The organism is Marinitoga lauensis (assembly GCF_004135675.1).
In the GTDB taxonomy this organism is placed as follows: Bacteria; Thermotogota; Thermotogae; order Petrotogales; family Petrotogaceae; genus Marinitoga; species Marinitoga lauensis.
Window position 1 is genome coordinate 136969 of sequence record NZ_QHLX01000003.1, and the last position, 11705, is coordinate 148673.

The window sequence follows — 11705 nt, forward strand, 5'->3', positions numbered from 1 at the left end:
TTGGCGACTAAGAGTTTTTTCACAAAAGATGAGATAACCTATACAAATCCAATGTTTTCGAGAATCAGGACAACTATTGAGACAGCTTTTTACCGAAATAACGTAATAAAAGTTGATTCACCTAAAGAGGCTTATAAACTTGCTAAAAATTCTCCAGGAACAATAGTAACAGATATAAATGTTTATAAGCCTGAATTATTAGCTTTAGATGAAGGAACAAAGATATTAATATTTAATGATGGCGCAGTTACAGGAAGATACGCAGCAGGAAGGAGAATTATTGGAGAACCTGGGGTTGATGAAAACAAATATGCAGAAATTATTAGAGAAGCAGTATATAATACAAGATTTAAAAAGATGTATCATGCAATATCATTTACAGGACTACATGAAGATTTTATAGTGAAAAATCATTTATTAATTCCAGAAGGTCATGAAAATATCTTATATAATTGGCTTTTGAATTTTCAACCATTAACTGTAGATTTTATAAAAATATACGAGAAATCCAGGATTTTAAATGAAGGAGATATATATATTTTTTCAGATCCAGATTGGAAACATCCTGATTTCCCATTAGGGTTATCGTTTTTTGATCCTCAACATAATTGTGCTGCAATACTTGGAATGAGATATTTTGGAGAATTTAAGAAAGGTACATTAACACTTGGTTGGGGTACTGCAAATAGAAATGGATATGCTGCCTGTCATGGTGGATTGAAAAAGTATACCTTAAAAGACAATGAGAGTTATGTTGCAGCCTTTTTTGGATTATCTGGTTCTGGAAAATCCACATTAACGCATGCAAAACATAATGGAAAATATGAAATTACGGTATTGCACGATGATGCTTTTATAATTTCGATGGCTGATGGATCTACAATATCATTGGAACCATCATATTTTGATAAAACAGCAGATTATCCTGTAAATTCAGAGGATAACAAATATTTGTTGACTATTCAAAATTGTGGTGCTACTCTTGATGAAGAGGGGAGAGTTATTCCTGTAACAGAAGATATTAGAAATGGAAATGGTAGAGCGTTAAAATCAAAACTATGGTCACCAAATAGAGTTTATAAAATCGAAGAACCAATAAATGCAATATTCTGGTTAATGAAAGATCCTGTTTTACCGCCAATATTAAAAATCAATGATCCTGTTTTAGCTTCTACACTTGGAGCAACTTTAGCTACCAAAAGAACATCAGCAGAAAAGCTAGCTGAGGGCGTAGATCCAGATGCGTTAGTATTTGAACCATATGCAAATCCATTTAGAACATACCCACTTTCGGATGATTATTATAGTTTTAAAAAACTATTTGAAAAAGGTGTTGAATGTTATATATTAAATACAGGTCATTTTATAGATAAAAAAATAACAAAAGAAATCACATTATCCGTTATTGAAGCTGTTGTTGAAGGTAAAGCAGAATTCAAGGAATGGGCAAATAATATAGAAATAATGGATATAGAGGGTTTTGTTCCTGATATGGCAGATAAAGAATATATCAATAATTTTATAAATTCGATGAAAAGAAGATTGGATTTTATAAAATCTCGTGAAATAGAAAGAGGTGGAATAGATAAATTGCCTTCTGAATGTAGAGAATCTATAGAAGAAATAATTAATGTATGCCAAAAAAATAAAAAGGATATATTGGAGGAATAAATGGAACCTTTAGCATTATATATAACATTTACCAATTTTTTTACGAGTTTTTTTAAATCATATTTTAAACCACTAATTCCATTTTTTATGGAATATTTTAATGTAAACGAGCCAAAAGTGTTTGTTATGATGGCGTCAATTCTGACGCTTATCTCATCTTTTAGCCAGATATTTTTCGGATATATAGCAGATAAATCAAATAAGAAATTAAAATTCTTATATTTATCTGTAATAATAACTATGGTTCCAATACTTTTCTTAGGATATGTGAAAAGTATATGGTTTCTATTTATAATATTTTTAATAGGATATATGGGAAGTGCTGCACAGGAACCGTTAGGTGCTGGTATTAGTGGAACAATAGGAAAGGAAAAAAGCACAACACTCGCTGTATTTATGGTTGGTGGCACATTTGGATATGCATTAGGACCAATATTTATAACCTATTTTGTGAGTCATTATAATTTAAAAAATGCAACATATATTGGTATAATTGGAATATTGTTATATACAGTGTTGTTTTATTTTGCCTATAATTATTTCAAAACGCATAAGCACTTAAAACCAAAAAATAGAAAAAGCAGATTTTTTGAGAGCTTTAAAGGATTTAAATATATAGCTCCAATTTGGTTTTTAACAGTGCATAGGGCATTTATAAGTATAATGTTCAGATCTTATGTCCCTATAAAATCAAGGATGTTGGGTTATGATTTGACAGTTGGAGGTTTATTGGTAACGTTGGGTTTCCTGGCAGGCACATTTTCCAATTTGCTTGGAGCAAAATTAGAAGAAAAAACAAGTGTGAGATTTGTTAATATGCTTTATTTTTCAGCCTTTTCAATTTTAGTATTTTTATTTGCTACTTCAACAAATATATGGATTTTAGCAGTATCCTATATTTTAGCAGATGCTTTTATGTTCTTAACAATGTCAGTGAATGTGCATTATGCACAACAATTATTACCGGAAAATAAGAGTTTTGCATCTGGAGCGCTTATGGGATTCACCCGTGCAATGGGAAATGTATTAATAACAATATATTCCTTCTTTTTTGGAAACAATGTTCCCTTCATTTTAAACAGTTTATGGATATTTGGTATAGGAGGAATTATATTAACTTTTATACTCATTAAAAAAAATGGGCAGGCCATATGACCTGCCCACTTTATTTAAACGACGGGACTGTCTGGAATAATTAACTCTTTATTGGCTTCAGCAACTTCTGCAGATGCTGGTTCAAGTTCTGTTTTTACCAATTGTTTTAGATAATCTTTAATTGATAAATCCCAGTATTCTTTTGTTACGTAATATACTTTTGCGCCACCAAGTTCGTGTTGTACATCTGGCCATGGGTATGATGGTTGTGCCATACCTAAACCCCATCTCTTAAATCCGTTATAACTTTCATATGTTGCCCACCATTCTTTTGCTCCTAATTTTTCAAATGCATATTTAGCCTTTGCATAATACATAATTGCTCCAACTCTTAAGCCTCTAACAAATGCCATTGAGTGAAGACTGATATGAATGCCATTATTCATAACTCTTGCATTTGCAAAACCTGCTAATTTACCATTAATAGTTCCAATCCTGCCTTTGACAGCAATTTGGCGATTTTAAGTGAAATGGAACGGTAGAATGCGGGTTTGAGGCGTGTATTTTTCAGGAAGTCGAAAAATTGTGTGGCTAACTTTTGTTACAGAGAATTAACTATAATTAGTAATATATTAGTCCTTTTGGTGGTATAATATATATGACAACCACTGAAAGGAGATGTTTTAAAATGTATCCTAAAATATCAAAAGTGAAAGGAAAAAGATATTTAAGGATAATGGAAAGCAAAAGAGAAAATGGAAAAGTGAAACAGCATACAGTAATAAATTTTGGAAATATAGATAAGTATAGTAAAAAAGATATAACAAAACTTGTAGATAGTCTTTTTAAAATATTTGAAATAGATGAATATGAAAAAATAGAAGATGATTTAATGGAAGAAATAGCAAGAAGAAATTACGGAGCCAAAGTAATAGTAAATAAGATATTTGAAAGATATGAGATGAAAAGATATTTTGAAAGACTGGATAAAGAAATAAAATACAATGCAGAAGAAATGTTAAAAATAATGGTGATGAATAGAATAGTAGAACCGAAGAGTAAATTGGGAATATTTAATAATTTAGAGTATTTTGGATATAACAAAGTGGAAGTTAAAAAAGAAAAAGACCTGGAAGAAAAAGATGTAATGTTGCACTGGTTATACAGAACATTGGATATATTAGCAGATAATAAAGAGTCGATAGAAAAACATATGTATAATCAAAGGATAAGTTTGTTTAATACAACGGTAGATTTAGTATTTTACGATGTAACAACATTAGCGTTTGAAACACAACAAACAAATGAAATATTACAAATGGGATATTCAAAGGATAAGAAATTTAATGAGTCGCAAGTAGTATTAGGGATGTCAATAGATCAGGATAGAATGCCAGTTAGTTTTGATATATATGCAGGAAATACATTTGAAGGGCATACATTTAAAGATTCAATAGAAAAAATGAAAAAAGAATATCAATTAGGAAAAGTAATAGTAGTAGCAGATAGAGGAATGATGAGTAAAAAAAATATAGAAGTAGTAGAAAATTCTAATTATGAATTCATAGTAGGAAAATCAATAAAACAGTTAAAAAAAGTAAATATATTTGAAGGAGAATTCATAGAAATAGCAAAAGGAATAAAATATAGAGAAGTAGAATATGAAAATAAAAGATTACTCATAATATATTCAGAAGAAAGAGCCAAAAAAGACAGAGCAGATAGACTACGATTAATAGAAAAAGCGAAAAAAATGTTAGAAGAAGGAAATATAGATTCAAAAAGTAAAAGAGGAGCGAAAAAATATTTAAAAGAACAGAACAAACAAAATTATATATTGGACATAGAAAAAATAGAAAATGATGAAAAATACGATGGATACTATGGAATAATAACAAACACAAAACTATCTCCAAAAGAAATATTAGAACAATATCATACATTATGGAAAGTAGAAGAAACATTCAGAACATTAAAAAATTATCTTGAAACAAGACCGGTATTTCATTGGACACCGAAAAGAATAAAAGGACATATTGTAATGAGTTTCATATCTTACATAATTCAAAGAACATTAGAATTAGAACTGGAAAAAAATAATATTGAATACTCTCATGAAAAAATAAGAGAAGCTATAAAAAAAATGGAATACTCTGAAATAAGATTAAAAGACAAATTATTTGCATTAAGAGCCAATTTAAACGATTTTCAAAAAGCCATATTAAAAACATTAAAAATAGAAAAACCGAAAAAAATGATGGAATTAGATGAATTTAAAAAAATAATCTCCTAAAACACGCATGAAAAGCCAAAAAGGAGGATGTGTGTGGCTAATTTCTCTTTTTATAAAAAGTTAACAATAGCTATTTTTTTGAATAATTCTACTTTTTAGAATTTTGTTGATAATAATAGTGTCAAACTCAGGAAAAAATGGCAGGCCATATGACCTGCCCACTTTATTTAAACGACGGGACTGTCTGGAATAATTAACTCTTTATTGGCTTCAGCAACTTCTGCAGATGCTGGTTCAAGTTCTGTTTTTACCAATTGTTTTAGATAATCTTTAATTGATAAATCCCAGTATTCTTTTGTTACGTAATATACTTTTGCGCCACCAAGTTCGTGTTGTACATCTGGCCATGGTATGATGGTTGTGCCATACCTAAACCCATCTCTTAAATCCGTTATAACTTTCATATGTTGCCACCATTCTTTTGCTCCTAATTTTTCAAATGCATATTTAGCCTTTGCATAATACATAATTGCTCCAACTCTTAAACCTCTAACAAATGCCATTGAGTGAAGACTGATATGAATGCCATTATTCATAACTCTTGCATTTGCAAAACCTGCTAATTTACCATTAATAGTTCCAATCATGAAATATGGATCTTTTAATCTATTTCTGTACCATCCTAATAATTCACCATATACCCTTACACCAACAATATCATAAAAGTCATGATCTACATCCAATAATTTCTTTATAAAAGGTAATAATTTAGGAACTTCATCTTTTTCTAAAGGTCTTATGTATAAATAACTACCATCTTTTAATTTTGCCATTTCTGGTTCATAAGGTGGTAATTTTAATGATGGACCTGACAAAATAGGTTCTAATTCTCTAACATCAAATGTAATTTGTTCCTGTGATACTTTTTCTGGTATTTCTTTCCACATAATCTTTCCCTCCAAATTTAATATGATTTTTAGTTTTTTGTTTTATAAATATTATTCTTCAATTTCAAAAGCAGCTACACGAGCAATACTTGACTCACCATCAACCAATCTCCATGGGAATATACCAATATACATTCTTCTATTTAATACTTTATCAATTTCTCCACCAAGGTTTTCTGCATGAAGAATTAAGTGTGGGAATAAATCAATATGCATCAATTGATATGTTTCATCATTAAAGTATTCATCGAGTGGTTTTCCATATTTTTCTCTGAAATGTTTATCTGCCATTGCAGCGAATTCAGGTCTGTATTCTCTTAATATAGTATTCATTGGGTGATCTGCAGAGCCACAGTCAACACCAACCCATTTAATTTCCATCTCTTTCAACCAGTCAGCAAATCTTTGATCAGGACCTGGATGGAAATAATAATATTTATTTTCATTAGCCTCTGGTTGATCCCAGGCATATTTGTGATAACCAGTATTGATAATTATAATATCTCCTTTTTTAATTTCAAGGTTGTTTTCTTTTGCAACCTTTAATAATGTTTCTGGTGTATAAATATCAAAGTCTCCAACTTCCTTAGAAATATCTAAAATTACACCTTCATGGAATAAATAACCATCTAATGGCAATGATGCTATATCTCTTCCACCTGTCATAAAATGTCTTTGACCGTCAAGATGAGTACCGTTATGCATACTCGTTTGAACTATTTGACCGTTAACTTTTTGAAGCATCATTCTTTTGAAATACCACAATTTCATTGGCTCATAACCTGGCCAAGGTGGTGTTGTAATACCTATCTTTTGAGTTAAATCATACACTTTAATACCTGCCATGATGTTCCCCCTTAATCTAAATATTCTTTAATAAATGCTTCTAATGCATCTATAAATATGTTCATAGGTGGATAGGTTAAACCTGCTCCAACCTGACCTATACCTGGTTCTTTATGTGCTATACCTGTATTTATTCTTGGTAATATACCTTTTTCCACTACCTTCTTTACGTTTAATCCTGTAGGAGTACCTCTGAAATTTAAGAATGGAATTTTATAGGTATTATTTTCTGCATCAGTTATTTCATACATTTTTAATGTGGTTTCAATGGCTTCTTGAACGGTTCCACCTACAAATTTAACTATTGCAGGAGCACCTGCCATTGCAAATCCTCCAAATCCTCCAGTTTCTGTGATGGTACTATCGCCAATATCTGGATTAGCATCGTCTTTGGTAAAACCAGGGAAGTATAGACCTTCTACTTCCTGAGCAGGGCCAACAAACCATTTGCCAGGTAACCCTGCGACTCTAATACCAAAATCCGTTCCATTTCTTGCCATTACCGTAACAATAGTACTACCTTTTATACCTTCAGCGGCCAATGTTGCTGATTTAGCAGCTGGCATAGATAAGTTCAAGAAGAAATGGTCATTGGAATTAATAAATTCTATAACAGCTTTTTTTTCTTCATTTGAAAAACCTGTATCTAAAATAGCAGGAGCTATTTCCCTTATAAATAAAGATGTAGCAGCTCTGTTTCTATTATGACATTCATCACCCATTTGAACAGCTTGAGCAATTAAATTCTTTAAATTTATTTCTCCTTTTAATTCAATAGCTTCTTTTAATACAGGATATAATACTTCTTCCATCCATTTTAATTTTTTAATAACATCAGGACCATTGGCGCCATATCTCAAAACCTTTCCTAATCCTTCATTCATTGTACAATAGGCTTTTATTCCATAAGTTTTATTTTCAATTATAAAAACAGGCATAGAAGGTGTTGCCACACCAGCCATTGGACCAACACCATCGTGATGATGCCATGGATCGAATTCTATTTCGCCAGATTCTATCAACTCAATAGCTTCTTTCTCATTTTTGGCTTTTCCTTCATATATTAAACCACCTATAACAGCACCTTTTAATGGGCCACACATTCTATCCCATGTAATTGGAGGACCTGCGTGTAATATCATATTATTCTTCATTCCTGGAACAACATCACGAGCAATTCCCATTCCTACAAGTGTTGGTTGAGAATTCATTATTCTTTCAACAGCTTCTTTGTTAGCTTTATCTACATCAATATTTAATTTTGAAAAATCATTTAATAATTTAACGGCTTTTGCTCCGCCTAATGGAGGTTTCCAATCTACATGAACAACATTTGCACCTTGCTTTTTTAAGTCTTCATAAAATGATTTTAGGCCTATATTAACTATTTTCAATTCTTCTTTAAATAAACTCATCTTCCCAACTCCTTCCAAACATTAACTGCAAATTTTACCGCACTTGCATTGCTTGGGAAGACTATGACACCCACATCTTCCAGCTTTTTCTTTTGATCATAGTATTTTTGAGGATCTTCATAGGTACCACATATATTTGCTACTACACATCTATATTTATCCGTCGTTTCTCTTGCAGTTTTTACTGCTTCTGCAATTTCACCTGCAGGATCCATGTGGGAACCCCATCCTAAAACAACGTCAACCATTATAATTGCAGTATCTTTATCGAGATATTCCTTTATTAATCTTGATTTTCTCATAGTAAAATCAATCATTGGGTGAGGTCTTCCAACAGTAAATTCATCTTCTCCCATATCAACTACAGTATGTTCTTTACTTTCGTTTATATTTTCAAGCAAGTAATCTGGATTTAATGGTTTTGGAGAATATACAGGACCTATTTCTTTACTCAACAGAACCATAGTTTCATCAGCAAGAGTTCCTCCGGAATATAAACCTCTTATATACTTTCCTTCTTTGATTTTTGATGCTTCTTCTTTAACTTTATTATCAAAATCAAAGGTTTCAAGGAAGTCAAAGTATGTATATTCCTTTTTATCAATGTTTTTACCCTGACATAATAAGGCAGCTTTTATAGCAGCATCTTCTAAAGTATAGCCAACTGTAATAGTAGGATCTTCAACTATTCCATTAACAAAGTGAACAACATGTTTTTTATTGGTTTTCTTTAATAGCTCAACGGCTTTTTGAACTACTTCAGGATAAGGTGGTTTAGATACAAGGACGATAATTTCTGTTTCATCGTCATCTATTAATCTTTTAATACCCTCTAAAAACATTAAACCGCCAACATCTTTTTTGACATCTCTTCCACCCGTTCCAATTAATTGAGAAATTCCACAACCAAGATTGGAAATTATAGAGGAAACCTCCTGAGCACCTGTACCAGAAGCAGCGACTATACCTATTTCTCCTCTTTTTACTACATTTGAAAATGCCATAGGAACACCATTTATAATAGCAGTTCCACAATCTGGCCCATTACCAATAATCCTTTTTCTAAAGCATATTTTTTCAATTCTATTTCAGTTTCAATAGGTACATTATCGCTGAATAACATAACATTTAATCCTAAATCTAAAGCTTTTTGTGTTTCTAATCCGGCATATTCTCCAGCGATAGAAATAACTGCCATATTTGCACCATCTAATTTTTTACAGCACTTTCTAATGAAGAGTAAAACTTTTCTCCTTCGTCTTCTTGTGTTTCTGCTTTAAGAAGATTTTCTACTTCTTTTTCGATTTCGTCCATATCAATATTTTCACCCTTTATGACTATTAGTAAGTCATTAGGTGTAGTTTTTTCCAATTCTTCATCCAACATGTTTAGTTCTTTTAAAAATTCTTTATTTGTATCTGTTCCCATACCAACTAATGCTTCTTCTACATCATCTCTTTTTTTAATATCTTCAGTAATAAGCATAAGTGTAACTGAATCATAATATGAATTTGGTTTAATCATTTTGTAAACCACGTTTATCCCTCCAAATCAAAGAAAAATGAAATTCCCCACATCCAACCTAAACCTGAAGTGGCTCCCATATCTAATAATGATAGTATATTTTTTGATTCTAAATACTGTTTTACCGGTTTAGGTGCATATCCTTTAGCAGCATAATACATCTGAAAATAAGATAATTTATTTGTTTTTTTCTTTGCAACATTTAAAATGTTTTTATCATCTATTTTTTTTGTAATAGAATTAATCAATAATATACCGGATAATACATCATCAAATAACGGTGTTAATCCAGGGCCAAATCCTATTAAATCTGTAAAATTGTAGGATTTAAGATGAGTATCTATTCTGTTTAATATTCTTTTATCAACCAATGGTATTAATTTTTCTATTATGTTTTTTGTATGTTCATAAAAAGTAACAGATGAAATTTTTGGATCATATATTATAGGATTTTCAACTAAATATGTATTATCAAAAATTAAACTATTATTTTCAATTTTCAATGTTGAAAAGTTTAAGAAATGGGAAGGGCGGACATTCCTAGTGCCCCAACCCTATTATCATAAGTTGTTAAAGTAAAAATGTCTTCATCATTAAACAAAAAGTATTTTGTATGATTGGTTTTAAAAAATTCTTTAGCAGTATGATTTTCTTTCAAAAAAATCAATTTAGAAACTTCAACCATTTTTCACCATATTATTCATCAGAAGCTCCAGTTAAAACTAAAATGCCATTAACAATAATACCAACAACAGCAGCCAAACCTAAACCTTCTAAAGCAAAAGTTCCAGCTTTAAATACAGCTCCACCTAAGCCTGTTACTAACATCAATGACATCGTTACTAAGTTCCTTCCTTCAACTTTTACCTGATTGTTTATCAATGTTTTTGCACCAATACTTGCGATCATACCGAATAACAATATTTCTATTCCACCCATTACTGGTACAGGTATTGATCTTACTATTGCGCCAACTTTTGGTACGAGAGATAACAATATAGCGAAAAATGCTGCAATTCTCATTATCCATGGATTGAAAGCTTTTGTAAATGCTAATACACCTGTATTTTCACTATATGTTGTATTTGCAGGGCCACCAAAAAATCCACCTAAAGATGTTGCAAGTCCATCACCCATTAATGTTCTATGCATTCCAGGATCTTCATAGAATTTTTTCCCTACTACTGCAGATATTGCAAATACGTCACCAAAGTGTTCTACAGATGGTGCTATAGCTACAGGTACAATTGCAGCAGCAGCATACCATGAGAACTTTGGTAAGTATACATCAGGAAATCCTATCCATCCTGCGGTTCCAACTTCAGCAAAGTGTACATTACCTGTTATTGCAGCAACAACGTATCCAACAATGATACCCCAAATTACAGGAATTAATCTACTAAATCCTCTTGTATATAATCTAACTATAATTGCAGTACCAAGAGATACCATTGCAATCCACCAATTTCCACTTGCCATGTTTATTGCTACAGGACTTAAAATTAAACCAATCAATATAATCATTGTTCCTGATATTACTGGTGGGAATAATTTTTCAAATCGTCTGATACCTATCCATTTGATTAAAATACCAAAACCAAATTTAACAAGACCAGCTAAGAAAATTCCCCCTGTAGCATATGCCAGATATGGTTTTAAATCAGCACCAGCAGCTACAGCATCCTGTATATTTTTATATCCAAGTCCGGCCTGATTCATATAATGCATAACTACAGCAACAATAGGTGCAATATATGCAAAACTTGAGCCTAAAAATACAGGAACCTTCCATTTTGTAATCCAGTGGAATAATAGTGTTCCAAGTCCAGCAGTAAATAAAGCAACATTAACAGGTATCCCTGTCAAGTAAGGTACCAATACAGTTGCTCCAAACATGGTGAAGGTATGTTGCAAGCCCAATAATATCAATCCCCAGCTCCCATACCCTCACTTCGGTCTTCCTGTGGAACGATG

13 protein-coding genes are annotated in these 11705 nt (G+C 31.4%); 3 read left to right on the forward strand and 10 right to left on the reverse strand.

The genetic code is table 11. The annotated features are described in order from the left end of the window. Together DJ007_RS05785 and DJ007_RS05790 are read left to right on the forward strand one after the other, a co-directional pair. Positions 1 to 1671, forward strand: a complete 1671-nt coding sequence (locus DJ007_RS05785) for a phosphoenolpyruvate carboxykinase (ATP) (protein ID WP_129408723.1) — start codon at positions 1 to 3, stop codon at positions 1669 to 1671. Continuing rightward, positions 1672 to 2826, forward strand: coding sequence for an MFS transporter (locus tag DJ007_RS05790; protein ID WP_129408724.1), 1155 nt, complete (start codon positions 1672 to 1674; stop codon positions 2824 to 2826). It abuts the gene before it with no gap. Positions 2827 to 2840: 14 nt separating this feature from the next. Here the strand turns inward: DJ007_RS05790 and DJ007_RS05795 are convergent, their stop codons facing one another. Continuing rightward, the gene (locus DJ007_RS05795) at positions 2841 to 3212 is read right to left on the reverse strand and encodes a hypothetical protein (RefSeq protein ID WP_206076144.1); all 372 of its coding nucleotides are present in this window, start codon (positions 3210 to 3212) and stop codon (positions 2841 to 2843) included. A gap of 212 nt (positions 3213 to 3424) precedes the next feature. Here DJ007_RS05795 and DJ007_RS05800 point away from each other — a divergent pair, with 212 nt between their 5' ends. After that, entirely contained in the window at positions 3425 to 5059 is a 1635-nt protein-coding gene (locus tag DJ007_RS05800) for an IS1634 family transposase (protein ID WP_129407806.1), read from the forward strand. 167 nt (positions 5060 to 5226) lie between these two features. Here DJ007_RS05800 and DJ007_RS05805 read toward each other — a convergent pair whose 3' ends face one another. From DJ007_RS05805 to DJ007_RS05830, 9 genes are read right to left on the reverse strand one after another with little or no spacing between them, the layout of a single operon-like run. Beyond that, positions 5227 to 5946, reverse strand: a complete 720-nt coding sequence (locus DJ007_RS05805) for an N-acetyltransferase (protein ID WP_206076148.1) — start codon at positions 5944 to 5946, stop codon at positions 5227 to 5229. 51 nt (positions 5947 to 5997) lie between these two features. Then, positions 5998 to 6792 (reverse strand): cyclase family protein, encoded by a 795-nt coding sequence (locus DJ007_RS05810; protein WP_129408725.1) that lies wholly within the window; start codon positions 6790 to 6792, stop codon positions 5998 to 6000. A gap of 11 nt (positions 6793 to 6803) precedes the next feature. Continuing rightward, the gene (locus DJ007_RS05815) at positions 6804 to 8207 is read right to left on the reverse strand and encodes a YlbE family protein (protein WP_129408726.1); all 1404 of its coding nucleotides are present in this window, start codon (positions 8205 to 8207) and stop codon (positions 6804 to 6806) included. Next, entirely contained in the window at positions 8204 to 9211 is a 1008-nt protein-coding gene (locus tag DJ007_RS05820; protein ID WP_206076150.1) for an AllF/FdrA family protein, read from the reverse strand. Before DJ007_RS05820 ends, DJ007_RS05815 begins: the two co-directional genes overlap by 4 nt. 11 nt (positions 9212 to 9222) lie before the next feature. Continuing rightward, complete coding sequence (locus tag DJ007_RS15650; protein WP_206076151.1) at positions 9223 to 9405, reverse strand: hypothetical protein; 183 nt, start codon at positions 9403 to 9405, stop codon at positions 9223 to 9225. Positions 9406 to 9416: 11 nt separating this feature from the next. Then, positions 9417 to 9743, reverse strand: a complete 327-nt coding sequence (locus DJ007_RS15655) for a hypothetical protein (protein WP_206076153.1) — start codon at positions 9741 to 9743, stop codon at positions 9417 to 9419. A 2-nt stretch (positions 9744 to 9745) separates the two neighbouring features. Next, positions 9746 to 10234, reverse strand: coding sequence for an oxamate carbamoyltransferase subunit AllH family protein (locus DJ007_RS05825; RefSeq protein ID WP_129408727.1), 489 nt, complete (start codon positions 10232 to 10234; stop codon positions 9746 to 9748). A gap of 11 nt (positions 10235 to 10245) precedes the next feature. Next, on the reverse strand, positions 10246 to 10416 hold the full coding sequence (locus DJ007_RS14650; protein ID WP_165974037.1) for a hypothetical protein: 171 nt from the start codon (positions 10414 to 10416) through the stop codon (positions 10246 to 10248). An 11-nt stretch (positions 10417 to 10427) separates the two neighbouring features. Continuing rightward, complete coding sequence (locus DJ007_RS05830; RefSeq protein ID WP_206076155.1) at positions 10428 to 11660, reverse strand: uracil-xanthine permease family protein; 1233 nt, start codon at positions 11658 to 11660, stop codon at positions 10428 to 10430. Positions 11661 to 11705 lie beyond the last annotated feature (45 nt).